Origin of the sequence: Acinetobacter sp. ANC 5378 (assembly GCF_013004315.1) — a bacterium.
Classification (GTDB): Bacteria; Pseudomonadota; Gammaproteobacteria; order Pseudomonadales; family Moraxellaceae; genus Acinetobacter.
This window is the reverse complement of record NZ_JABERK010000015.1, coordinates 45,856-71,908: the sequence shown is the minus strand read 5'-3', so window position 1 is coordinate 71,908 and position 26,053 is coordinate 45,856. Positions and strand designations below refer to the sequence as shown.

The following is a 26,053-nucleotide window of genomic DNA, read 5'->3' as shown; positions in this document are numbered from 1 at the left end:
ATGTAAAATAATTTTTACACAAAACAAATACTGCATCTCCTCATTTTTTCTGCAATACTTGTGTAGTTTTATCAAATTGTTAATGAATAATTTTTAAGGTTGAATTACATGTTCGTTCGCACATTGCTCGCTATGAGTTTAAGTTGCATTTTGGCGGGTACAGCGTTTGCCGCATCTACTGCTGAACAGCCTTTAAATCCCAAAAAGATTGCTGATACTGCAGTTCAAGATCCGATTGATCCACTTGCAACCGAGCCAGCATCAAGCGCTCAAAGCACTGAAACCCATATTACACAACAAGAACAGCGAGACTTGAATAAGGCGTCGCAAACCTTAGAAGATCTTAAAGAAACTGAAGATGATACTGCTGCAATCGGTGTGGCACCAACAACAAAAACACCAACGACCACAACCAGTTCTAGTGCTGCTGCCGCCAAAGCATCATGGACCTTGGATGGCCTGAATAATGCCGAATGGTATGAAAATATTGGGAAAGGTCAGTTTCCTGTTTATGCTCGTGCCCATGTCATGTTAAATAATGCTCATGCTTCACCAGGCGCGATTGATGGTTCAAGTGGTAAAAATACCCTGAAAGCGATTGCGTCATTCCAGCAAATCAATGGCATTAAACCGACAGGTATTTTAACCCAAGAAACCTGGGAGGCTTTAATTGCTAAACAAGGTTCTAAACCTGCATTTATTGAATACACAATTACCGATGCTGACCTGAAAGGTCCTTATGCTGCATCTATTCCACACGATTATGCCTTGCAAGCCAAAATGAAAGGCTTGTATTACACTCGTGTGACCGAAATGCTGGGTGAAAAGTTCCATATGGATGAAGACTTTTTGAAAAAGTTAAATCCTAAAGTAACTTTCAAAAAAGCCGGTGAGAAAATCATTGTTGCCAATATCCGTAACGAAGTACCGGAAGATATTCATCTGATCGTTGCGCATAAAGGTGCGAAACAACTTTACCTATTTAACAGCCGCAATCAAATGATTGGTTCATTCCCTGCGACCATTGGTAGTTCGGACACGCCTTCTCCAACGGGGACTTATAAAGTCACCGGTGTAGCACCAAATCCTTGGTATAGCTACTCACCAAGTAACTTTCTGCAAGGAAACAACACTAAACCACTTTCTTTACCACCAGGTCCAAATGCTCCAGTCGGCAATATCTGGATTGGTTTAAGTAAAAAATCATTTGGTATTCACGGTACACCCAACCCATCTGCAATTTCTAAAACTGCATCGCATGGGTGTATCCGTTTAACCAACTGGGATGCCAACGACTTGGGTAAAAAAGTGAAATCTGGCGTAACCGTTAAATTCCTAGAATAATCAAAATATTGATGATTAACGAGCCTGCATTTATGTGGGCTTTTTTTACAAAAAATAAAATGCCATTTATTTTAAAATTACTCATAATGTGATCTATTTTACATTTTATGAATATTGACAATAAAAAATCACCGTCGCATAAATAGAATGATATGTTGCTTTTATACTATTTTTATCATTTTTATAGCACGGTATTATCATTCTAATTCCAAATAATTAAGGAGCATCAAAGATGAATGCTTTTTTACATCATGCTGAAAATCGAGGTCATGTTAAAGCCGGCTGGTTAGACACCAAACATAGCTTTTCTTTTGGTAGCTGGTATAACCCTAAATATATGGGCGTCAGTGTACTTCGCGTCATAAATGATGACACCATCGCTGCGCATAATGGTTTTGGTACACATCCCCATGAAAATATGGAAATCTTAACCTGTGTACTTGATGGCACGATTTCACATAAAGATAGCATGGGTAATGAACGGCATATTAGTGCAGGTGAATGGCAACTCATGAGCGCAGGTACAGGGGTTCAACATAGTGAAATGAACAATGGCGATACCCCTGTTCATATGTTGCAAATTTGGATTCACCCTGATGTGCAAGATGCAGAACCCACTTATCAACAAATTCAGTGTAATCCACATGACCAACCGAATCAGTGGCATTTAATTGCTGGACCAAATAACAATGCGCCTATGCATATTCGCCAACAAGCTGAAGTAAAAACTGCGGTCTTGGAAAAAGATCACCTGCTTCCTGTTGAAGCCACCCAGCAAGTCAATTATATACATGTCATTTCAGGGACAATCCAGATTGAAGATCAAATTGTGAAAGCTGGCGATGCGCTACTTTTTACAGAAAATAATGAAATTAAAGCCTTGGAAGACAGTCAATTTATCTGGTTTGATTTACCGAAGGTTAAAAATTAATACTGTGTATTGATAAATCTCGACTTGAGATGATTATTGCAAAATAGTCATCTCAATGTAGCTTCAGAAAGTGAATATCAAAAAATAAAATGAATAGTTTATTCACTCTAATTATCGTTATATTTTCTTGCATCTATATATATAAAAAATACAAATTAAACCAATAAGCAGCATATCTTTACTCAAAAAAACCGCCTTTTAGAGGAATATCCTCTTATCTATTTTTAAATCACCAGATCTATAAGCTTGCTTTAATTAATAAAGGCCGATCGGTCATTGCTTTGCAAATGCTTAAATCAGGTCAAAAGACTTTAAATTTATTTTTAATAATCAGAAGAGAAAATCCATATGAATCAGATTTTAGATGCTCAAACAAGCCAACAACACGCTTTGCTTTTTTTATTGAATTTTTTAAAACAACGAGACTATCACTTTACGGTCATTACCCCGCTTTCCCATCAACGGATTCTGAACCGAAACAACAACACAAAAAGTAAAGATATTACCCTTCGGGATATATTCGGCTGGAATTTAGCCTGTGCAGAAAAGGATCTCGAACCTGAACTTTTTGCAATTTTAAAAGAAAATCGACTTATTCATTTCCACGATGGTCAGTGGTTCAGTCATGTACGAGTTGCATCGCTAGATAATGAACTATTTATTCATTCCAGTTTCCCCACCATTCAACATGACGCGGTTTTTTTTGGACCCGATACTTATCGCTTTGTTTATCATTTAAAACAATATTTGGCAGGTAAAACTCAGCCATTCAAGCGAGGTTTAGAATTGTGCTGCGGCACTTCAGCTGCCGCGATTAGCATTGCCAAACATTATCCAAATTTTAATGAAATGATGGTGGCTGATCTTAATCCGAAAGCGTTGTTGTATAGTCAAATCAATGCGAGCTTTACAGGTTTAGACAATATCTTTCCAGTCTACAGCAATTTATTTGGCCATCTTGAAGGAACATTTGACCTTATTTTTGCCAATCCTCCCTATTTAATAGACGCAGATCAACGTCAATATCGTCACGGTGGTAATGAGTTAGATGGCAATGAATTGTCATTTAATATTGTAAAAGAAGGACTTCCAAGGCTTAATCCTCAAGGTTGTCTGTTTTTATATACTGGGGTGGCTATCCGGCCAGACAGTAATCCATTCTTAGAAGAGCTTGAAAAGTTGATGGAGTCTGAATCAAATGTAAATTGGTCTTACGAAGAAATTGATCCAGATGTTTTTGGAGAAGAATTGGATCAGCCTGCTTATCAGCATATTGAACGGATTGCTTTGGTTTTGGTGAAGTTGGAAATGATGCGTTAAGAAGTGCTGTGTTACCAAAATATTTAAAATTCAAAATTACCCAAAAAAATAAATGATTTATTTAATTTTTTCCACGAGTTTTATCCGGTTCTTTTTTATTTATCGTATTCATTTTTGTACAATTAAAATTACAGACATTAAAAAAGCCCCTGTTTTCACAGGGGCTTTTGAATTTGGCGGAAGCGGTGAGATTCGAACTCACGGAGGACTCACACCCTCGTCGGTTTTCAAGACCGGTGCATTAAACCGCTCTGCCACGCTTCCATGTGGGCCATAATACGGATCTTTTTAAAAACTGACAAGTAAAAATTACAACTAAACCATTCAAATGAATATTGTTTCACCAACTCAACTCAAAAAATCATAATTTGGCTGCTAATTCAGCACCTTCACGGATCGCACGCTTCGCATCCAGCTCTACTGCCAGTTTTGCACCACCAATAATATGATAATTCGCCAAGGTAAATTCATCTTCCTTTGGCATAATGTCTTTCACTGACTCCTGTCCTGCACACACGACTACAGTATCTACCCGTAAAAGTTGGTCATAGCCATTGGTTTCAATCCATAAGCCTTCATTGGTAATGGATTTATATCGCACACCACGTAACATCTTCACAGCATGTTTTTTCAATTGTGCACGATGCACCCAACCTGTGGTTTTGCCTAATCCAATACCCAACGGCGTAGTCTTACGTTGCAATAAATAAATTTCACGTACCGGATGATCGACTTCAGCCGCCTGCATGCCACCTTCAGAGATATAATTCGGATTTGGGTCAATCCCCCACTCACGTTGCCAGTCTGCTAATGGTTGCGGTTGAGGCTGATGTTCAGGTCTCAACAAAAATTCAGAAACATCAAATCCAATCCCCCCTGCACCAATGACAGCAACTTTATGACCTACAGCAGCCCCACGCAATACTTCTGCATAAGACAAAACTTGTGGTGCATCACTGCCTTCAATCTTTAAACTGCGAGGTACAACCCCTGTTGCAACAATGACTTCATCAAAACCTTCACGTTCCAGTTGTTCACGATTCACTTTGGTATTTAATCGAAGCTCTACGCCTGTTTTTTCAATCTGGACTTTAAAATAACGAATGGTTTCGTGAAATTCCTCCTTACCTGGAACGACTTTGGCTAAATTAAATTGCCCACCGACCTCAGTTGCTGCTTCAAATAAAGTGACCTTATGACCACGACTTGCCGCTACTGTCGCAGCAGACATTCCTGCCACACCACCACCAATAACAGCAATCTTTTTAGGTACTTTGGTTTTTAAGTAAACCAGTTCAGTTTCATAAGCAGCCCGAGGATTGACCAGACAGGTTGCTCGTTTATTTTTAAAAGTATGATCTAAACAGGCTTGGTTACAGGCAATACAGGTATTAATTTCATCAACCCGATTAGTCGCAGTTTTACTGACCCAAAAGGCATCGGCCAAAAGTGGTCGTGCCATTTGCACCATATCTGCTTTTCCAGCCGCCAAAATGGCTTCGGCGGTTTCCGGCATATTAATACGGTTAGATGCAATCACAGGAATTGCCACATGTTTTTTCACTTCTGCGGTGTAATCGGCAAATGCAGCTCGCGGTACCGAAGTGACAATGGTCGGAATACGTGCTTCATGCCAGCCTATACCTGTATTGAGCAAGGTAACCCCTGCTTCTTCCAGTGCTTTTGCAACGGTAATCACTTCACCCATGGTATTGCCGTCATGCACCAGATCCAGCATCGACAAACGGAAACAGATAATAAAATTTTCACCGATTTTTTCACGGATGGCTTTGACAATGTCAACGGCAAAACGTATGCGGTTTTCAATGTCACCACCCCAGCGGTCAGTACGCTGATTGACATGACGGCTTAAAAATTGATTCAGCAAATAACCTTCAGAGCCCATGATTTCCACACCATCATAACCGGATTTTTTGGCAATGCTGGCGGTATGTGCATAATCCTCAATGGTATCGAGAATTTGTTTTTCACTCATTTGACGTGGTTTAAACGGTGAAATAGGCGATTTAATTGGACTGGCAGAAACCACAAATGGTTGATAGCCATAACGACCAGAATGCAGAATTTGCATCAAAATTTTTGCGCCATGCTTATGCACAGCATGCGTGACTAAACGATGTGGTGCCACATCACCCAAGTTGTTCATGGTACCGCCTGCAGGCAGCAACCAACCCTGACGGTTCGGCGAAATTCCCCCGGTGATAATCAGACCCACGCCACCTTTTGCACGCTCCCCAAAATATGCCGCAAGTTTTGGATAATTATAAAAACGATCTTCCAGACCTGTATGCATAGAACCCATCACGACACGGTTTTTAATGGTCGTAAAGCCTAAATGTAGTGGTTTTAAAATATTTGCATAGCTTGTTGTCATGATGAATCCTTAATTTATTGGCTTTGCAACTTGTTGCATCCTACTTTACCTATTTTTAGCATTTTGTTTATGACATCTTTTCAACATTGTCTGACGAAACAGTCAATTCAGCAAAAAAAAGGTGCAGTTTAAAAACCACACCTTTTAAAAAATTATTTTGATCTGAGCCATCAATGCCAATGTTTTAATTTAGAGGTATGACCAATGCCGACATTGAAACTATTGGTCGGATCCAGCTTTTGATAATGATGTTTTAAAGCCGGTTTGGCTACATATAAATGTCCAACATTATGCTCTGCCGGATATTCTGCGCCACGTTCATCTAATAAATGCCACATTTGATGTTCCATTGCGATTGGGTCCACCCCTTTTTTCACAATATAATCCTGATGGAACACATGACATAAAAAATGACCGTAATACAGTTTATGAATAATCAGATCATCCATTTCCTTAGGCAAAGTTTCTATCCATTCACGGTCATTACGGCGTAAGGCAATATCCAAGGCCACAATATCTTCCACTTCACTGCGATGCGTATCACGATAACGGATCGCGGCGCCAGCAACGGCAAAACGGTGCAGAAAGGCTTTACGGCCTTCATCTTCATCACAGAGGAAATAATTTCCAGTGATGTGAGATGAAAAATATTGTTTTAAAAATTGCTCAACTTGCGCAACATCCTGATTCTCGATACGCAACACCAGATGGTGTTCATACAAATCACGAAATTCATTCATTCGTTTTGGCAAATGCGAGGGTAAAAATTTGCTCACCATTTGCAGAACTTTATCTGACAATCCTTTCATGCCTACTTTTTCCAAGTAGCCATCGACTTTATCTTTCATGGCAAAAGCGGCGGGCACTTTGGCAGTCCCGAACTTTTCAATGAACATGAAAGTATCTTTGCCGTATTCAGCACCAATATCATAAGCCACACGGTGAATATATTCGCCTGCAATTGGCAAGCGTGGTAAATCGGTTAACAGGAAACGGCGAATAGCGGTTAAATCATCTTGGTTATTGGTTCCGACATAAAAGACCTGACTGGGAATTTTTTCAAAAGTATCCAGACGCACAGCGAAAACACAAACTTTACCTGCCGAACCAGAAGCTTCAAACAAACGGGATGGATCGGCATTAAATCGTGCCGGAGTATCTTCATCGACCTGAGTGACGTCATGGGCATAATGCCGATCTGAAGCACAACAACTAGAATCATGCTGAATATCATCATTTTGATATTGCTGATGTTCTAATTTGGATAAAATTTCTTCTGGTGTTGAGCCTAGATTTACACCTAAATGATTGACCAGTTCCAGTTGCCCATATTCATTTACCCGCGCATACAGTGCAAGTTCGGTATAGGCAGGTCCACGACGAACCAAAGCTCCACCCGAATTATTACACACCCCACCTAAAACCGAGGCTCCAATACAGGAAGAACCAATCACTGAATGCGGTTCACGATTAAAAGGCGCAAGTTCCTTTTCAAGTTTGTCTAGGGTTGCACCGGGTAAGCAAATGACTTGTTTACCGTCATTAATGACTTGAATACCTGCTAAACGACGTGTGCTCATCAGAATGACTGGACGATCATAATCATCGCCAAAAGGGGTCGATCCACCGGTGAGTCCGGTATTGGCAGCCTGCATAATCACAATACAATTTGCCTGAATAGCAGTTTGCAAAACTTGCCATTGTTCAACTAAAGATCCGGGTGCAACAACGGCAAGCACTTGCCCTGAACCATAGCGACGACCTTGACGGTATAAACGGGTATCATTGTCATCCGTCAATACATGTTGCTTGCCGACAATAGCGATGAGGTTTTGAATGGTATGTTGAGAAGCGAATGGAGTAGACATCGTTCAAACCCTTTATAAATTTATTGATCAGTTACTACCTACAACTCAACAAATAAATTTAAGACTGATATAAATAACAAAAATTGATACCCGGCAATGTCTTTTGTTGCTGTTCGAGGCAGGCTGAAATCTGACACGTTTTGTTTCTGCGAGAGATGGATTAAGTTTTGCCAGTTGACGAGTTCAACAAAAGACAAATGGTTTTGCTTACTTTTCCCGAAAGAAAAGTAAGGTATGAGCTACTGCTAGTTGCCTTATAAGCAGTAAGACTCCGTCGAGTAATACATTAAAAAATTTCCATTTCCCTTTTTTAAAAGGATGAGCAACGCTGTTGCACAAGAGAAGAGACTTTTCAATATTGATCAAATAATATCCATTATTCTCAAATCACGGCTGCTCAATTAGAGGGATTAAACAAATCACTCAGCCAACTCTTTATCCAGCTTCACCAAACAATCAGAAGTAATATCTGCAATTGTTTTTGCACCTGTTAGCGTCATGGCTACACGCATTTCTTTATCAATCAGATCGAGTAGATTCGAAACACCGGCACCACCTGCTGCACCTAGCGCATAAACAAAGGCACGTCCCAACATGCAGGTATCCGCACCCATCGCCAACATACGAACCACATCTAAACCGTTACGGATACCGGAATCGGCCAGAATTTTAATCTCGCCTTTCACAGCATCGGCAATCGGAGGTAAAGCACGGGCACTGGATAAAACACCATCCAACTGACGCCCCCCATGATTTGACACCACAATACCATCGGCGCCAAAACGCACCGCATCTTTGGCATCTTCAGGATCTAAAATACCTTTGATGACCATCGGTCCATCCCAGAACTCACGAATCCACTCCAAATCTTTCCACGAAATAGACGGATCAAAGTTATTGCCCAACCAGCCAATATAATCTTCAAGCCCAGTCGGTTTGCCTAAATATTTTGAAATATTACCTAGGTCATGTGGACGGCCATGCAAACCGACATCCCAAGCCCATTGCGGATGTAAGCAGGATTGCATATAACGACGCATTGCAGCATTTGGACCACTCATGCCTGAATGGGCATCACGGTAACGTGCACCGGGTACTGGCATATCCACGGTAAATACAAGGGTTGAACAGCCTGCAGCTTTGGCACGTTCCAAGGCATTTTTCATAAAGCCACGGTCACGTAACACATACAGCTGGAACCACATTGGACGCTGGATGGCAGGTGCTACTTCTTCAATCGGACAGACTGAAACCGTCGACAAGGTAAAAGGAATGCCTTTTTGATCAGCTGCTACTGCGGCTTGGACTTCGCCACGGCGTGCATACATCCCGGTCAATCCTACTGGCGATAAAGCCACAGGCATCGACAAGGTTTCATTGAATAATTTGGTTTCTAAGCTTAGTTCCGACATGTCGTTTAAAACACGCTGACGTAAAGCAATTTTTGATAAATCTTCTATATTACGTTTTAAGGTATATTCCGCATATGCCCCACCATCAATGTAGTGAAACAAGAATGGCGGTAAACGACGTTTCGCAGCTTCGCGATAGTCATTTGCAGAAGAAATAATCATAACTTAGATCCTATTTAATCGATTCGCACGCTGACGACGAGCTTCTTCTTCATCAATCAAACGTACCTGTTGAACTACAAATTCAATATGCCCACAGACAGCTTTTCGTGCAGCTTCTGGGTCTTGACCTACAATTGCATTCATCACTTGTAAGTGCTGATCATGCAACTGTTCAAAATGGCGTGGTGCGGTATAGACTTTGCGTCGACCGAGCATCACGTTGTATTGCAATAAATCGAACAGACCACGCATCATCTGAATCAACACCAAATTGTGTGAAGCTTCTGCAATTGCCAGATGAAATTTAGCATCCGCAATAGCCGCTTGAGCATCATCACCGAGCGACTGAAAATGATTGATCTGTTCATAGCATTGACGAATATTTTCTAAATCTGCTGGCGTAGCACGCTGTGCCGCATACCAGGCCGTTCCACCCTCAAGCACCATGCGCGCTTCTTGCACATCAAAACGATACTCAGGGTCTTGATGCATCAAGTTTGACAGGGGTTCTACAATTTGGTGCTGTGACCACGTTGCGGGAAGCTGCTGTAAATAGGTCCCCGCACCGGCTTTACTCAACAAAATACCGATACTGCTCAATTGTTGAATCGCTTCGCGTAAAGAACTTCGCGACACACCCAATTGCTCACAGAGTTTACGTTCTGCAGGCAAACGTGCTCCGACTTGCATATTGCTTTGTTCGATCAATAAGCGTAAGCGTTGTACAACTTGGTCGGAGACTTTCATTTATTTTCCTTGTCCGTAATTACGGAATCATCCACGGGAATACATAAGCTTGTAATGTCACGATAATACCAATCATGACTGTAAAGCTAATACTATGTTTTACCGTAAATCGGAATAAATCTGATTCTTTGCCCACAAGACCCACAGCCGCACATGCGATGGCGATGGATTGAGGCGAAATCATTTTACCTGTGACACCACCACTGGTATTGGCAGCCACCAGTAAGACTTCCGGCACCCCAATTTGCTGAGCCGTGGTTGCTTGCAGAGCTGAGAACAATGCATTTGCAGAAGTATCTGAACCTGTGAGAAATACCCCGACCCAACCCAAAAATGGCGAGAAGAAAGTAAATGCCTGACCGGTATGTGCCAGTGCCAATGCCAAAGTCGCAGATAAACCTGAATAGTTGGCAATAAATGCAAAAGCCAACACCATACCAATCGAATAAATCGGGGTTTTCAACTCATTGACTGTTTCAGCGAAAGTTACCACTGCTTCTTTCGGCTTCATTTTTAAATAAATGATGGTAATGACTGCAGCAATCATGATTGCCGTCCCTGTCGCAGAGAGCCAATCAAATTTATAAATGGCATCGTAATCTTTCGCTTCAGGCACTACAGGCGGTAATTTTTGAATCAATTGGTGCAAATAAGGCACTTTAATCGAAATCACCAAATCACTGAGCGCACCATCTTTAGCAAATAAATCTTTAAACGGTTTGATACTCCACACCGTGACCATCGCCGTTAAGACTGCAAATGGAGACCATGCTTTGGCAATTTGACCCAAGGAATATTTCGGTTGATTGCTCAGGTCTATATTTACATTACTGTTTAAATTGCCCTGATCTTCATTTTCAAAACGGAAAATATGTTTTGGCTGCCAAAATTTCAGTAATACAGTCAAACTCACCAATGAAGCAATCGCAGCGGTAATATCGGGTAATTCAGGACCAACAAAATTCGATGTTAAATATTGAGCCAGTGCAAAAGAACCACCACCGACTAAAATCGCAGGCCAGGTTTCTTTGACACCGCGCCAGCCATCCATAATTGCCATGATCCAGATCAACACAATTGGTACCATAATGGGCAATTGACGACCGACCATTTGGCTAATTTCAAAGGTATCCACACCTGAAACCTGACCTGCAACAATGATTGGAATCCCCATTGCACCAAATGCCACAGGCGCAGTATTTACAATCAAACACAGCCCTGCTGCATATAAAGGTTTAAAGCCAAGCCCAACCAATAATGCCGCGGTAATTGCGACCGGTGCACCAAAGCCTGCTGCACCTTCCAAAAAGGTACCGAATGCAAAACCAACCAACAGCATTTGTAAACGCTGGTCTTCAGTAATCGATAAAATTGAAGAACGGATGATGTCAAACTGACCCGTTTTCACTGAAACCTTGTAGAGGAAAACTGCGCCAATAATGATCCAGGCAATCGGCCAAAGACCATAAAAGAAGCCATAAACCATCGATGAAAGCGCCATCGGCAATGGCATATCATATAAAAATAATGAAACCAAGAATGCGAGAGCGACGGTAATGGTTCCCGCCACACTGCCCTTCATCCGAAACACCGCCAGTGCGAGAAAGAAAAATACAATGGGAATCAGTGCAATCGCGCTTGAGATCCAGATATTGCCCATAGGATCATAAATTTGTTGCCATTGTTGAAGCATTTTCATCTCCTTGAAATGCTTAAGCGACTTAATATCGAGCTTTGATCATCCCTACAAACAGCTTTGGTATGACCAATTTAATTAAATCCAGACCAACAGAGATCTTTCATAACTAATTATGCTAATTAATGTCGAAATAAAGATCAATAGTTAATTTAATAAACAATATTGGTATGACCAATTTAATGAATTTTTGATTAATTTATTCTCATTTTTAAGGTATTTTGATTTTTTTCAATTTACAAATTTAATTTAAATTCATAGATTTAATAAAATTGAATTATTCACCTATAACTTTGGTCTTATGCTCGCGATAAATTCAGCCATATTCAGCTTTTAAAGCTGATTTATCTTTATTTATTTTTTAAATGAATTGAATAAAATTTTAGCGATTTTTTGAATTTTGCTTTTTTTTTGCAAAAACTTGCGCTTTGAAAGGTGTTACAATATCTTCATTCAAAATTCTCCTTGGCCACCAATATACGTGGTGCCTATTTCAAAATAGTTAGGACTAGCAATGACTGATAATGCAACAATCTTGCAGAATGTACCCGTAGGCAAAAAAGTAGGTATTGCCTTCTCTGGTGGTCTAGATACTTCAGCTGCCCTTTTGTGGATGAAACAAAAAGGCGCAGAACCTTATGCTTATACAGCAAATTTAGGTCAACCTGATGAAGATGACTACGATGCAATTCCTAAGAAAGCTGAAGCGTATGGCGCAGTAAAAGCGCGTTTGGTTGACTGCCGTTTACAGCTTGCACTTGAAGGTATTGCTGCAATTCAATGTGGCGCATTCCATATCAGCACTGGTGGTGTTCCTTATTTCAATACGACTCCATTGGGTCGTGCAGTAACAGGTACCATGCTTGTTACCGCAATGAAAGAAGACGACGTAAACATCTGGGGTGATGGTTCAACTTATAAGGGTAACGACATTGAGCGTTTCTACCGTTATGGTTTGCTGACTAACCCGAACCTTAAAATCTATAAACCTTGGTTAGACCAAACGTTTATTGACGAGTTAGGTGGTCGTGCCGAAATGTCGCAATTCTTAATCGACAACGGCTTTGACTATAAAATGTCAAAAGAGAAAGCTTACTCAACTGACTCAAACATGTTGGGTGCGACTCACGAAGCCAAAGATCTTGAGTATCTTGATGCCGGTATCAAAATCGTAGACCCAATCATGGGCGTTGCATTCTGGAAAGAAGAAGTTGAGGTCAAACCTGAACTTGTATCTGTGACTTTTGAAGAAGGTACACCAGTTGCATTGAACGGCCAACGTTTTGACAATCCGGTTGAATTGATTCTTGAAGCGAACCGTATCGGTGGTCGTCATGGTCTAGGGATGTCGGATCAAATTGAAAACCGTATCATCGAAGCGAAATCTCGTGGGATCTATGAAGCACCAGGTATGGCGCTACTTCATATCACTTACGAACGTCTTGTAACGGGAATTCATAACGAAGACACCATTGAACAATACCGTATCAACGGTTTACGTTTAGGTCGTTTATTGTACCAAGGTCGCTGGTTCGATTCTCAAGCATTAATGCTTCGTGAAACTGCTCAACGTTGGGTTGCTAAAGCAATCACAGGTACTGTGACTTTAGAACTTCGTCGTGGTAATGACTTCACCATCATGAACACTGAATCTGAAAACCTCACTTATGAAGCTGAGCGTTTGACGATGGAGAAAGGTGATTCTATGTTTACGCCTATGGACCGTATTGGTCAGTTAACCATGCGTAACCTGGACATTACAGATACACGTGCGAAACTTGGCATCTATACCAACGCAGGTCTTCTTGCTGTGGGTACAAGCTCTGCAGTGCCTCAATTAAAAGACAAAAACAAATAATTTTGTTTGATGTCAAAAAACCGCCTGAATGGCGGTTTTTTTATGGCTGAATTTTGGGTCTTTAAGCAATATTTGACGCACGAATAGATTGATAATAAATCTGGTTTCGCCCCAGTTGTTTAGCCCGATATAAAGCCTGATCGGCAATCTTAAGTACTTCTTCTTTGCTTAGTTCATTTTCCCCACGATAAACTGCAATCCCCAAACTAATCGTGATATAGCTCGACACCGATGATTTGGCATGTGGAATTTCCAGACGCTCTACTGCCTTAAAAATATTCGATGCAACTGCATAGGCACCATGTGCATCGGTCTCAGGCAATAACACCACAAATTCTTCGCCACCATAACGCGCAACAAAATCCATATGCCGAATGGCGCCTTTAATGGATTTAGCAATGGAAAAAATAACATCATCACCTTTTTGATGACCGTAAAAATCATTATAGTTTTTAAAAAAATCCACATCTATAAACAAAATGGATAAAGAAGTGTGGTCTAGACGAGTTTGCTGATAAAAAACTTCCATCATTTCATCGAAAGTACGACGATTTGAAATTTTCGTCAGTTGATCATTCTGACTCAAATGCAGTAATTCTGAATTATGAATGCGGTGAATTTTTTCACTAATCCTGGCTCGCATCGAATACAAATAAATCATCCGTTCACGTGCAAAAATCATATGACTAATGACATAACCCAGTACACAGCTGCCAGTAAGAATACGCCCCAGCACCATCGCATCAAAAGCAACATGCAACCCTAAAAATAATACAATGGTGAACATTGCTGCTGACAGGCCTGTCATCAACATGTGAAATGGTTTTACCCCAGTAAGAATATAGCCAAGAATATAAATAATACATAAGATAGCCATGGCTTGATGCTGTAGCGCAACCGTTTCAACCGTCACGGTCAACCATGACATGGAAACAATGGCCCAAAATTTAACCACCATCGCAGCATGGGCAAAATATGGACGCAGTTTAGGGAAATAAGCAAAGAAAAATAAAGCCAGTAAACATAAACCACCGTTCACCAGTGCCAACATGGTTTGCACGAAATCATGGACGAAATATTGCTGGTCGATAATCCAGTAGTCACTTGGAATCATGACCACCATAAAAACAAAATAGCTTAAAACACCTCCCCAGAGGTATTTTTCAATATGTTTACGCGCGCGTTCTAAATTTTTAGACCAAAATTCCTGTTCTAATTTTTTTGGAAAAACTTGCCCTACACGGCGACTTTGCTGCGTAATCAGTTCTTCTACTTTTTCTTTATCGTACTGTAATTTAGCCAGATTATACTTGTATTCCATTCGCAAGCATTATGTAGTTATTTTTTAGTTACTTAAAAGTAACACAATTTTATTATTAATATTTAAATATATATCGCCATTTGTCTTTAATTCTCGTTACCATTTTCACACTTTATAGATTATCATTTGTTTTATTTCTTTGATTGAAATGGCCTTGAATACAATCACTCTTCTCCAGCCAGATGATTGGCATGCTCACCTTCGTGATGGTCTTGCTTTAAAACGTACGGTTCCCGATTTAGCCAACCAGTTTGCACGCGCAATCTGTATGCCAAACACTGTTCCCCCTGTGAAAACAGTTGAAGAAGCGATTGCTTATCGTGAACGTATTTTGGCACATGTACCTGAAGGTGTTTCATTTGATCCACGTATGGTGCTTTACTTTACAGACTTCACCCAACCTGACGAAGTTAAAAAAATAAAAGAATCTGAACATGTCAATGCCATCAAGCTATACCCTGCTGGTGCAACCACAAATTCAGACAATGGTGTCAGCGATATTCGTAAAGTTTATGCTGTAATCGAACAGCTTGAAGAGCATCAAGTCCCTTTACTGCTTCATGGTGAAGTCACTCATAACCATGTTGATATTTTCGATCGTGAAAAACGCTTCCTGGATGAAGTCCTTTCTCCGCTCTTAAAACAGTTCCCTAAGCTTAAACTGATACTAGAACATATCACCACCAGTGAAGCTGCGCATTTTGTACTCGAACAAGACCGCAATGTTGCTGCGACCATTACCCCGCAGCATTTATTGTTTAATCGTAATGATATGCTTGTGGGTGGCGTGAAGCCGCACTTCTATTGTTTGCCGATTTTGAAACGTCAAACTCATCAGCAAACTTTACTTGAAGTGGCGACCAGCTCGAATCCTAAATTTTTCCTGGGTACAGACAGCGCACCGCATTCAAAAAATGCCAAAGAAAATGCATGTGGCTGTGCGGGTTGCTATAGTGCGCCTACCGCAATTGAATTATATGCTCAAGCTTTTGACCAAGTCGGTAAAATTGACCGTCTGGAAGGTTTTGCCAGCCACTTCGGTGCTGACTTCTATGGTCTGCCGCGTAATACCAACACCATTACTTTGGTTAAAGAAGAGCAAGTTATTCCGACAAGTTTAGACTACTTGGATGGTGAAAAAATTATCCCCCTATATGCGGGTAATACCATCCAATGGAGAAAAGTGTGACAGATGAAACCCAACCAATAATTGGTCAGCGTTTCCGTGGATTTTTACCTGTTGTTGTCGATGTCGAGACAGCAGGTTTTAACTCACAGACCGATGCCTTATTGGAAATTGCAGCAATCCCGATCATCTATAATGAAGAAGGTCTATTTGTGCCAGGCGAAGCCCATCACGCACATATCAATCCTTTTGAAGGGGCTAACTTAGACCGTCGCTCACTCGATTTTATTGGGGTTGATCCATTTAATCCGATGCGTATGGCCATGGCTGAAGATGAAAAAAGTGCCTTAAAACGTATTTTTAAATCTGTAAATGAAGTTCGTCGCCAGCAGAATTGTACCCATGCAGTTTTAGTCGGTCATAATGCGCATTTCGATCTCGGTTTTGTACAAGCAGCCATTGCGCGTACCGGAACTAAAAATCAAAATCCATTCCACAGTTTTTCGGTGTTCGATACCGTGACCTTGAGTGCAGTCATGTTTGGTCAAACCGTACTGGCAAAATCATGTATTCACGCTGGGATTGAGTTCGATGGTAAGGAAGCACACTCTGCTTTATACGATACTCAAAAGACTGCGGAACTGTTTTGCTATATTTTGAACAAACTCGCACCTCACCTACTTGACACTCTGGTGGCGGATCAATAAGATACCGCCATCTTCTAAACGTCCCTATCGTCTAGAGGCCTAGGACATCGCCCTTTCACGGCGGTAACCGGGGTTCGAATCCCCGTAGGGACGCCATCTATTATTTATCCTCGCTTTAATCCAATTTCTTAAAAGCATTCTATTCTTTAGATTTCGCTATATTGCTTAATACCCTATCTATGCTATGGATTATTTTAATTTCTATTAAAATATTTGATTAAAATAGCTTTCATTTTATTTTAATTCCCGAAGCCATATTCCAATTGCTAAAAACTTGACTGGCATATTCAAGCGGATAGTCAATAGTGTGAAAAACTGGCATAACGTGTAAATAATGATGAAACATTAGTTCTGAAATCGGTCGTCAATTTATGACTGATCTTACTTTTAAGTTCCAATCTTAAAAGTTTAACTCCTGAGCAGGTCGGTGCTCTTTTTTTATGTCAGTTTGCATGCTAACGTTACCGCCTCCCCATCAATACTGCCTCGATTATGTTGAAAAAAGTTTTTATTGTTTTAATGATTCTGCTCCCTTCGGCTGTATATATTTATCTTGCCAGCAAAGATGCAGAGCATGCCCAAGAATCCTCTTCTACAGCACCTAAACAAGCACCTGCACAAGAACAATCGCAAAAATACCAGACCCCAGATCATTAGAGGATGGTTTAAGTTGTTCTTTTGATTCATCTAGTTTTCTTATTAGATTTAGCAATGAGTCAGAAAAACGATTTATGTGAATATTCACCCAATCAACAATTAAAATAATTCTTTCAACTCTTTTTCTAAATTATGCAATCTCCTATACAACCTTCGCAGCATTCAGCTGCTGAGGGGCAAATCAGCTCGTTAAAAAGAGCCATGACCAAACGTCATCTCATTATGCTCTCCTTGGGTAGTGCAATCGATACCGGTTTATTTCTGAATGAAGTGCAGTTTTAAACTGCACTTTTTTTATGTCGATTTGTCATTTTTTATGCAATCAATTCAATATTTTAAAAATAATGCAATTACAGGTTTGACAGCCCCATTAAAAATCCATAATATACGCATCACCTCCTAACGACCCTATCGTCTAGAGGCCTAGGACATCGCCCTTTCACGGCGGTAACCGGGGTTCGAATCCCCGTAGGGTCGCCATATATATCGTGCTATACGATCATTCAAGCTTCAATACTTCTCATTATTGCATTGCAGATTTGTAGTTTTTCACTACAATAGCTCGCTTCATTTCTTTTTTTATTTTTCTCTTATGCAGTCATCTCATACTCCGAATGATGCTTCGCATCAGGGCAATTCTGCGCCTTTAAAACGCGCTATGAGTACTCGACATCTGGTTATGATTTCGCTTGGTGGCGCAATCGGAACAGGTTTATTTTTAGGTTCGGGTGAAGTCATTGCACAAACGGGGCCTGTAGGTGCCATCATCTCCTATGTATTAGGCGGTTTAATTGCCTATGCTGTAATGCTTTGCTTGGGCGAACTTGCGGTGCATATGCCCGAATCGGGTTCTTTTGGTACGTATGCACGCAGATACATTGGTCCGGGTACGGGCTATATGGTTACCTGGCTATATTGGCTCACCTGGACCGCCACCCTGGGAACCGAATTTACTGCCGCAGCCTTGCTGATGCAGGAATGGTTTCCGCAAATTTCGGTCTGGATCTGGACTATTGTTTTTGCAGCGATTGTTTTTGGACTCAATATGAGTTCAACCAAACTCTTTGCTGAATCTGAATTTTGGCTATCCTTGGTCAAAGTCGTGACCGTGATTAGCTTCATTATTCTAGGCTTATTGGCGATCTTCGGGATTCTCTCTTTCCAAGGTCACACCTCTGCGCCTTTATTCAGCAACCTGACCGCTCAAGGCTGGTTCCCTCAAGGCTTGTTTCCTATTTTTGCAACCATGCTGATTGTGAACTTTGCCTTCTCGGGTACAGAACTGATTGGTGTTGCTGCCGGTGAAACCAAAGACCCAGCCAAAAATGTCCCTAAAGCCATCAATGCCGCGATCTGGCGATTATTAATCTTCTTTGTCGGTACCATTGTGGTGATTAGTGCGCTGTTGCCACATCAGATGGCAGGATTAGGTGCTGAAGGTGTCAGTAGCAGTCCATTCGTGACGGTATTTACCTATATTGGTATTCCGCATGCAGAAGATATTATTCGCTTTGTGATTATCACTGCGCTTTTGTCAGCAGCCAACTCCGGTTTATATGCCGCTTCACGTATGATGTGGTCTTTATCTGACAAAAAACAATTACCGGCTGTATTCTCCAAAGTGAACCATCGCGGCATTCCATTTATCGCGATTATGGTTACCATGCTAGGTGCCTTACCGGGTTTACTGTCAGAACAGTTTGCACCTGAAACCATCTTCAAAAACTTGCTAGGTGTGGCTGCATTTACCATGGTTGTGGTTTGGATGAGCATTTGCTTGAGCCAGTTCAATTTCCGCCGTCAGTGGTATAAAGCAGGTCATACTGCAAAAGAATTGGGCTTTGCCGCACCCCTGTTTCCAATTGTGCCGATCTTAGGTTTTGTATTCTGTTTTATTACCTGTATCAGTATGGCAACTGACCCTGAAATGCTACCGGGCTTTATCGGCTGTTTAATCTTTATTGCAGCGTGTTATCTCAGTTACTATGTTTTCTATCGAAAGCAAAACTAACACATAAAAAGAGTGGTCAAGTACCACTCTTTTTTTTAAGCTAAATAAAGACAATGACATCTATAAAAATCTGATCCGGCATGAAAATCATTTTTATTCACGGTATGAATCAACAGAATTATGATCAAGCTTCATTAAAACAACATTGGTTAACTGCATTTCAGTCCGGTTTAAATCATTCACATCTCGATATTGACCTAAAATCTCTGGAGATCCGGTTTCCCTTTTATGGTGATTTACTCAGCAAACATCACTTATATAACAGCTTGGACTTAGAAACATTTTTACCAAAATCAATCTCACACCTGCATCTTCCCTTTCACTTGGGACAGAGCAGCTGTATTGTCCAAGAACATCAACCTTGCATCCATGCATTGCCTACATTTAATCCAGAACACTCTGAATCGTTTACTCAGCGCTTATCTGTTATTTCGGCACTCACCAAAGACCATGCATTCAGGGAATTATCCCTGTTCCTAAATCATTATCCCAAATTGCATGAAACCCTAATTCATAAATTTCTAATCGAAACTTACTTATACCTCTCCAATCCTGATTTTATGCATGAAGTTCATCACAGAATCATGTCTTACCTTCATCCGGAACCAGATCACATTATCGTGGCGCATTCATTAGGGTCTGTGATTACTTACAACCTGCTGCATCAATTCACAAATTTTAGAATCCAGCGCTTTATTACATTAGGTTCCCCCCTGGCATTTAAAGTCATCCAGGAAAAACTCATCCCCCCTATTTCCAGACCACCCCAGCTCCAAGGCGATTGGTACAACTTCTATTCACCTGAAGACTTTTTAACAGCTTTCCCCTTATCCGAACCCCCTTTTGATTTTGATCCCCCCATTATTAACCAAATGATTACGACGCTCATTCATAATCCCCACAGTATTACCGGCTATTTACAACATCCCGCTGTCATCAAAAGCATCGTGGATGTCTTAGCGTGTAAAAAATAGAGCATTTCAAAGTATATTTCACATATTTGTTTTATTTTTATTCACTTGACTGGGTTTTTAAAGATTATCGCTGAAAAAGGTTTGACAGGGTATCATATCCACCCTATTATACGCCCACCTCTGAAACGTCCCCATCGTCTAGAGGCCTAGGACATCGCCCTTTCACGGCGGTAACCGGGGTTCGAATCCCCGTGGGGACGCCAATTCATATAGATGACCCTATCGTCTAGAGGCCTAGGACATCGCCCTTTCACGGCGGTAACCGGGGTTCGAATCCCCGTAGGGTCGCCATATTCGAGATTGAAAAATCTCAACAAAAAAGCCTGATCATCATGAATCAGGCTTTTTTGTTTTTTAACACCATTAAATCTAAAATAGCCTTCTATCTTTTAATTTGAAAAATAATAATCTCTCAAAATATCTACATATAAAAAGCAGACCCGCCTTTCAAGCTATATTAGAGAAAGCACAATGGTCTGCTATAGAGTTTTTCAATCTTATTGAGCTAAAGCGTGGTAATAAAAGCTATGCACTACGACGTGAATTAATCCGTCCTTTAATCATTGCAGTAATATTGCCTTTGGCATACTTAAAGAAAACTTTCAGCGGTGACAGTTTCGGATTTGGACGTTTGCCTTGCGCAATATCTTTAAACTGCGCGGCATACCAGATAATTTCCATAATCGCCATTTTATCGACCATCGGGATACCGGTTTTAATTTTATCCACTGCGTAACGCACATCATGCCCAGCAATCAGTCGATCGGTTAAATCCGTTTCCACTGCCAATGGACGGGCGATCCCAATAAAATCACATGCGCCACTGTCCAGTGCCGCATTCATCCCTGCAACCGTACGAAAGCCTCCTGTCACCATTAAATGGCATTTCACCTGTTGACGAATCTGCTCGGCAAAATCAAGGAAATAGGCTTCACGAGCAATGGTACTGACTTTACGTTTATCTGCTTTAGCACCCGCCATTGCAGGGGCTTCATAAGTACCACCAGAAATCTCGATCAGATCGATTCCTGCTGCATCAATTGCTTTAAAGACTACAACCACTTCATCTTCAGTAATGCCACCACGTTGGAAATCAGCTGAATTGAGTTTGACTGAAATGATAAATTGATCCGAAGTGACCGCACGTACCGCTTTATAAATTTCCAACAGGAAGCGCATGCGATTTTCAATCGGGCCACCCCATTGATCCTGACGTTTATTGGTCAAGGGCGATAAAAACTGACTGATGAGATAACCATGCGCACCATGTAATTGCACGCCTTCAAAACCGGCTTTTTCACAGATTTGGGCAGAAGTGGCAAAACGCTGGATAATGTCAAGGATTTCATCTTCACGTAATTCACGCGGAGTACCAAAAGTGGTGGCAAGCATCGGGCTAAAAGGCACCGCTGAAGGTGCAACGGTTTCCTTGTTTAAGCCTTTAGGACACTGACGCCCCGGATGAGACAATTGAATCAGTTGCACCATGCCATATTGTTTACCGACATCTGCCCATTGTTTCAACTGAGCCAAATCACGCTCTGATTCAATCACGACCACGCCTGGTTCATTTTTGGCGCGGAAATCCACCATCACATTACCGCTAATGGCACAGCCCAATCCACCTTTGGCCCAGGCTTCATAGAGATTAAAATGTAACTGGCTCGGCTGACCGGCATCATTTGCCAAGGCTTCACTCATCGCAGCTTTGATAATTCTATTTTTAAAGGGGGTATTTCGAATCGTGGTCGCTTCAGCAAGATGGCTCATATTTCAATCCTGATTTATTTGTATTATTTAGCTTTAATACCCTAAACTTATTCTGCAATCCGTCAATGACTATTCTGACAATATAACGTGTCAGTAAATTTAAACGTACTGACTGGCTTCGATCAGTTGCCGGGTATATTCAGTTTGTGGATTTAAAAACAGCTGTTCAGTGCTTTGAAATTCCATCACCTGTGCATGACGTAACACCAGCACTTTCTGACACAGGGCTTTAACCACCTGTAAATCATGGCTGATAAACAAATAACTGATCTGATGTTCCTGCTGTAATCGTCTTAACAGTTTCACAATCGCCCGTTGCGTGGTGCGATCCAGTGCCGAGGTCGGTTCATCAAGTATCAGTAACTTCGGTCGTAATACCAGTGCACGTGCCAATGCGACACGCTGACGCTGTCCACCCGAAAGTTCATGCGGATAACGCGTTCTAAAGCTGATCGGCAATTCGACCTTTTCCAGAGCTTCATCAATCCGCTGTGATATTTCTGCGATTGACAGTTTTTTTAAGCCCAATCCTTCACCAATGGTTTGTTCAACATTCAAGCGTGGATTTAAACTGCTAAATGGGTCTTGAAATACAATCTGAAATTCGGCACGCAACGGGCGTAACTGCTTTTCATTGCACTGGTTTAAATCTGTGCCAAGCAGAACAATTTCACCGTCACTTTTAATCAAGCGGGTAATCGCCAAAGCCAGTGAGCTTTTGCCCGAACCACTTTCGCCGACGATGCCAATGGATTCACCTTGTGCCAACTGTAAATCCAAAGGCTCTACTGCCACAAAGTAGTCTTTGACCCGATTTAACAATCCTTGCTTGATTGGAAACTTCACCGCGACCTTGTGTAAAGCCAATAGATTGGGAGCTTCTGCAATTTGAATGGCTTCACCAAAATCATGATTCAGTAAATTGCGAGTATAGGCTTGTTTCGGGTTTTTAAAAATTTCCGCAACACTGCCCTGTTCTTCCACCATGCCTTTGTTCATCACAATCACCTGATCGGCATAGCGACGCACCAGATTCAAGTCATGACTGATCAGAATCATCGCCATCTTTCGGCTTTGCTGTAATGATTTAAGCAGATGCAAGATTTGCGCCTGTAAAGTGACATCCAAAGCTGTGGTTGGCTCATCAGCAATCAGAATGTCCGGATCCAAGGCCAATGCCATGGCGATCATCACCCGTTGCCGCTGTCCACCGGAAAGCTCATGTGGATAACGGCGTAATTTATCTTCCGGGTCTGTAATACCAACATCTTGCAGCAATTCGATAATACGTGCTTGAGTCTTTTGTTTAGACCAACCTTGCAGCAATAAAGTTTCGCCGATAATTTTCTCGACCCGATGCAAGGGATTTAAAGCCGTCATCGGTTCCTGGAAAATCATGGCAATTTTATGGCCACGATTTTTTTGCAGTTGTTCAGTTTTAAGCGACAACAGATCTTGCTGCCCGAGCCAAGCCTGACCTTTTATTTTTAAGGTGCTCGGTAAAAGCCCCAACACAGCCAGACTACTAATCGATTTACCGGAACCACTTTCACCGACAATGGCAATGGTTTCACCTGCATGCAGCTTAAAGTTCAGGTCATCCACCAAAACCTGTTGTTGATGCTGAATATTAAGATGTTCTACAGTTAATACCGCTTGTGGATTATTGGCGTCTTGGATCGAATGCATCGCGTGTCGCCTCCCCAATATAAATCAATAAAGATAGGACAATCGCCAAGGTAAAGAAGCCAGAGAGTGCCAACCACGGTGAATTCAGGTTGGATTTACCTTGTAATAATAATTCACCCAAAGATGCCGCATCCGGTGGTAAACCATAACCCAAGAAATCCAATGCAGTCAGCGCGGTGATATTGGCGGTTAACATAAACGGTAACTGCGACAAACTGGAACTCATGGCATTCGGCAAGATATGACGCGACATAATGGTTCGATCTTCCACACCCAGACTGCGCGCAGCCCGGACATAATCCAGATTGCGTGCCTTTAAAAATTCTGCGCGCACCAGACCCACCAAGGTCGTCCAGCCGAATAACAGCATAATCAGAAACAGCCAGTACACATTGGGAGTAAACATGCTGACCAGAATCATCACCATGAATAGCATCGGTAAACCGCCCCACACTTCCAGGATGCGCTGACCGAGCAGATCAATCCATCCACCATAATAGCCCTGAATCGCCCCTACAGCGATTCCAAGAATGGCCGAAGCAATGGTTAATGCAAAACCAAACAATAGCGATACGCGCAAACCATAGAGTATACGTGCCAACACATCACGCCCCTGATCATCCGTGCCTAACCAGTTTTGGGAAGTCGGTGCAGAAGGTACCGGAACCGCCAGTTCCAGATTAGGCGTTTGGTAGGAATATTTGATCAGCGGCCAGACTGCCCAGCCTTTTTCATTGATCAGTTGCTGTACCACCGGATCTTTATAATCGGCTTCGGTTTCAAAGACACCGCCAAAAGTGGTTTCCGGATAGGATTTTAAAACGGGTACATAGAGTGAATGATCATATTTCACTAGCAGCGGTTTATCATTGGCAATCAATTCAGAAGCCAGCGACAACACAAAAATGACAGTGAAAACAATTAAACAGGCAAAACCGAGCTTATTTTCCTGAAAGCGTTTCAGGCGTGCATGCATTAAAGGTGACATTATTCAGCACCTCGCGAATCAAAATTAATACGCGGGTCAATCACCTGATACAACACATCACTGATTAAACGCAGAATCAAACCCAGCAAGGTAAACAGGAACAAGGTTCCGAAAATCACCGGATAATCACGCTGTTGAATGGCTTCAAAACCAAGCAGTCCCAGACCATCCAGATTAAAGATGATTTCAATAAACAGGTTGCCAACAAAGAAAATTCCAATCAGAGCTTCAGGCAAACCGGCAATCACAATCAGCATGGCATTACGAAAGACATGACCATAGAGCACCCGCGATTCGGTTAAGCCTTTAGAACGCGCCGCCAAGACATACTGCTTGTTTAACTCTTCCATAAAGGAATACTTAGTGAGATAGGTCAGTCCGGCAAAACCGCCAATCACCATCGCCAGCAAAGGCAAAGTCATATGCCAAAAATAATCTTTAATTTTCCCCAATACACTCAGTTCACTAAAGTTTTCTGAAACCAGTCCCTGTAGCGGGAACCACTGAAAATAGGAACCACCAGCAAAGAACACAATCAGCAAAACTGCAAAGACAAAAGAAGGTACGGCATAACCAACAGCCAGCAACATGGAAGTAGATTTATCAAACAACATGCCATGTTGGCGGGCTTTTTTAATGCCTAAAGGAATCGAGACCAGATAAATCAGCAAAGTGCTCCATAGTCCTAATGACAAGGATACCGGCATTTTTTCCCACAGCAGTTGGGTCACAGGCTTATCTTTAAAAAAACTGGTGCCAAAATCGAAAGTCACATAACTTTTCAGCATCATCCAGAAGCGTTCAGTTGCAGGTTGATCAAAACCATATTGTGCTTTGATCTTCTTGACCATTTCTTCGCTCAAGCCTTTTGCGCCCTGATAATTGCTTTTGGCCGTCGCGGTTTCACCACCAGTTGCACCTAGTCCCTGAAAAGCTTCTGCCTGTTGAATGGCTTGCTCGACTGGACCTCCGGGTGCAATTTGAATGACCACAAAGTTAATCAATAAAATGAAAAACAGTGTTGGAATAATCAGCAGCAGTCTTTTTAGTATATATATGCCCATCGAAACGACGTTC

The 26,053-nt window shown here is 41.5% G+C and carries 19 protein-coding genes and 5 tRNA genes; 13 read left to right on the top strand and 11 right to left on the bottom strand.

All coding sequences use genetic code 11. The annotated features are described in order from the left end of the window. The first annotated feature begins 108 nt into the window (after positions 1 to 108). The 3 genes from HLH16_RS05805 to HLH16_RS05795 all read left to right on the top strand — a co-directional run bounded on the left by HLH16_RS05805 (position 109) and on the right by HLH16_RS05795 (position 3,595). A complete protein-coding gene (locus tag HLH16_RS05805) occupies positions 109 to 1,344 on the top strand; it encodes a L,D-transpeptidase family protein (protein WP_171528621.1) in 1,236 nt (411 codons plus the stop codon). Positions 1,345 to 1,576: 232 nt separating this feature from the next. After that, positions 1,577 to 2,275: a pirin family protein gene (locus tag HLH16_RS05800; RefSeq protein WP_171528620.1), complete on the top strand. Its 699-nt coding sequence runs from the start codon at positions 1,577 to 1,579 to the stop codon at positions 2,273 to 2,275. 348 nt (positions 2,276 to 2,623) lie between these two features. Continuing rightward, positions 2,624 to 3,595 (top strand): methyltransferase, encoded by a 972-nt coding sequence (locus HLH16_RS05795; protein ID WP_171528619.1) that lies wholly within the window; start codon positions 2,624 to 2,626, stop codon positions 3,593 to 3,595. 174 nt (positions 3,596 to 3,769) lie between these two features. Here HLH16_RS05795 and HLH16_RS05790 read toward each other — a convergent pair. The 6 genes from HLH16_RS05790 to lldP all read right to left on the bottom strand — a co-directional run bounded on the left by HLH16_RS05790 (position 3,770) and on the right by lldP (position 11,878). Continuing rightward, positions 3,770 to 3,859: transfer RNA gene (locus tag HLH16_RS05790), tRNA-Ser, on the bottom strand. 97 nt (positions 3,860 to 3,956) lie between these two features. Continuing rightward, positions 3,957 to 5,990 (bottom strand): NADPH-dependent 2,4-dienoyl-CoA reductase, encoded by a 2,034-nt coding sequence (locus HLH16_RS05785; protein WP_171528618.1) that lies wholly within the window; start codon positions 5,988 to 5,990, stop codon positions 3,957 to 3,959. A 170-nt stretch (positions 5,991 to 6,160) separates the two neighbouring features. Beyond that, complete coding sequence (gene dld / locus HLH16_RS05780; protein ID WP_171528617.1) at positions 6,161 to 7,858, bottom strand: D-lactate dehydrogenase; 1,698 nt, start codon at positions 7,856 to 7,858, stop codon at positions 6,161 to 6,163. Between the two features lie 419 nt (positions 7,859 to 8,277). After that, positions 8,278 to 9,432, bottom strand: a complete 1,155-nt coding sequence (lldD, locus tag HLH16_RS05775; RefSeq protein ID WP_171528616.1) for an FMN-dependent L-lactate dehydrogenase LldD — start codon at positions 9,430 to 9,432, stop codon at positions 8,278 to 8,280. Between the two features lie 3 nt (positions 9,433 to 9,435). Then, complete coding sequence (lldR, locus tag HLH16_RS05770; protein ID WP_171528615.1) at positions 9,436 to 10,179, bottom strand: transcriptional regulator LldR; 744 nt, start codon at positions 10,177 to 10,179, stop codon at positions 9,436 to 9,438. A gap of 19 nt (positions 10,180 to 10,198) precedes the next feature. Then, the gene (gene lldP, locus HLH16_RS05765) at positions 10,199 to 11,878 is read right to left on the bottom strand and encodes an L-lactate permease (RefSeq protein WP_171528614.1); all 1,680 of its coding nucleotides are present in this window, start codon (positions 11,876 to 11,878) and stop codon (positions 10,199 to 10,201) included. A 511-nt stretch (positions 11,879 to 12,389) separates the two neighbouring features. Between lldP and argG the strand changes: the two genes are divergently transcribed. Next, positions 12,390 to 13,733 (top strand): argininosuccinate synthase, encoded by a 1,344-nt coding sequence (argG, locus tag HLH16_RS05760; RefSeq protein ID WP_131286580.1) that lies wholly within the window; start codon positions 12,390 to 12,392, stop codon positions 13,731 to 13,733. Between the two features lie 61 nt (positions 13,734 to 13,794). On the opposite strand, the gene HLH16_RS05755 is transcribed toward argG, so the two are convergent. After that, positions 13,795 to 15,054, bottom strand: coding sequence for a diguanylate cyclase (locus HLH16_RS05755; RefSeq protein ID WP_171528613.1), 1,260 nt, complete (start codon positions 15,052 to 15,054; stop codon positions 13,795 to 13,797). A 154-nt stretch (positions 15,055 to 15,208) separates the two neighbouring features. Here HLH16_RS05755 and pyrC point away from each other — a divergent pair, with 154 nt between their 5' ends. From pyrC to HLH16_RS05710, 9 genes are all read left to right on the top strand, one after another. Further along, positions 15,209 to 16,243, top strand: coding sequence for a dihydroorotase (gene pyrC / locus HLH16_RS05750; protein ID WP_171528612.1), 1,035 nt, complete (start codon positions 15,209 to 15,211; stop codon positions 16,241 to 16,243). Beyond that, the gene (gene rnt / locus HLH16_RS05745; protein ID WP_131286586.1) at positions 16,228 to 16,887 is read left to right on the top strand and encodes a ribonuclease T; all 660 of its coding nucleotides are present in this window, start codon (positions 16,228 to 16,230) and stop codon (positions 16,885 to 16,887) included. Before pyrC ends, rnt begins: the two co-directional genes overlap by 16 nt. Before the next feature lie 20 nt (positions 16,888 to 16,907). Continuing rightward, a tRNA-Glu gene (locus HLH16_RS05740) sits at positions 16,908 to 16,983 on the top strand. A 396-nt stretch (positions 16,984 to 17,379) separates the two neighbouring features. Then, the gene (locus tag HLH16_RS05735) at positions 17,380 to 17,544 is read left to right on the top strand and encodes a hypothetical protein (RefSeq protein ID WP_171528611.1); all 165 of its coding nucleotides are present in this window, start codon (positions 17,380 to 17,382) and stop codon (positions 17,542 to 17,544) included. 404 nt (positions 17,545 to 17,948) lie between these two features. After that, positions 17,949 to 18,024: transfer RNA gene (locus HLH16_RS05730), tRNA-Glu, on the top strand. 112 nt (positions 18,025 to 18,136) lie between these two features. Continuing rightward, positions 18,137 to 19,555: an amino acid permease gene (locus HLH16_RS05725; RefSeq protein ID WP_131286588.1), complete on the top strand. Its 1,419-nt coding sequence runs from the start codon at positions 18,137 to 18,139 to the stop codon at positions 19,553 to 19,555. A gap of 80 nt (positions 19,556 to 19,635) precedes the next feature. Beyond that, positions 19,636 to 20,529 (top strand): hypothetical protein, encoded by an 894-nt coding sequence (locus HLH16_RS05720; RefSeq protein WP_171528610.1) that lies wholly within the window; start codon positions 19,636 to 19,638, stop codon positions 20,527 to 20,529. Positions 20,530 to 20,656: 127 nt separating this feature from the next. After that, a tRNA-Glu gene (locus HLH16_RS05715) sits at positions 20,657 to 20,732 on the top strand. A 12-nt stretch (positions 20,733 to 20,744) separates the two neighbouring features. Beyond that, positions 20,745 to 20,820: transfer RNA gene (locus HLH16_RS05710), tRNA-Glu, on the top strand. 234 nt (positions 20,821 to 21,054) lie between these two features. Here the strand turns inward: HLH16_RS05710 and HLH16_RS05705 are convergent. The 4 genes from HLH16_RS05705 to HLH16_RS05690 all read right to left on the bottom strand — a co-directional run bounded on the left by HLH16_RS05705 (position 21,055) and on the right by HLH16_RS05690 (position 26,040). Further along, complete coding sequence (locus tag HLH16_RS05705) at positions 21,055 to 22,299, bottom strand: NADH:flavin oxidoreductase/NADH oxidase family protein (RefSeq protein WP_171528609.1); 1,245 nt, start codon at positions 22,297 to 22,299, stop codon at positions 21,055 to 21,057. Positions 22,300 to 22,398: 99 nt separating this feature from the next. After that, positions 22,399 to 23,988, bottom strand: coding sequence for an ABC transporter ATP-binding protein (locus tag HLH16_RS05700; protein ID WP_171528608.1), 1,590 nt, complete (start codon positions 23,986 to 23,988; stop codon positions 22,399 to 22,401). Then, positions 23,963 to 24,976, bottom strand: coding sequence for an ABC transporter permease (locus HLH16_RS05695; protein ID WP_171528607.1), 1,014 nt, complete (start codon positions 24,974 to 24,976; stop codon positions 23,963 to 23,965). The genes HLH16_RS05700 and HLH16_RS05695 overlap by 26 nt, the downstream gene beginning before the upstream one ends. After that, on the bottom strand, positions 24,976 to 26,040 hold the full coding sequence (locus HLH16_RS05690; protein ID WP_171528606.1) for a microcin C ABC transporter permease YejB: 1,065 nt from the start codon (positions 26,038 to 26,040) through the stop codon (positions 24,976 to 24,978). The genes HLH16_RS05695 and HLH16_RS05690 overlap by 1 nt, the downstream gene beginning before the upstream one ends. Between the last annotated feature and the right edge of the window lie 13 nt (positions 26,041 to 26,053).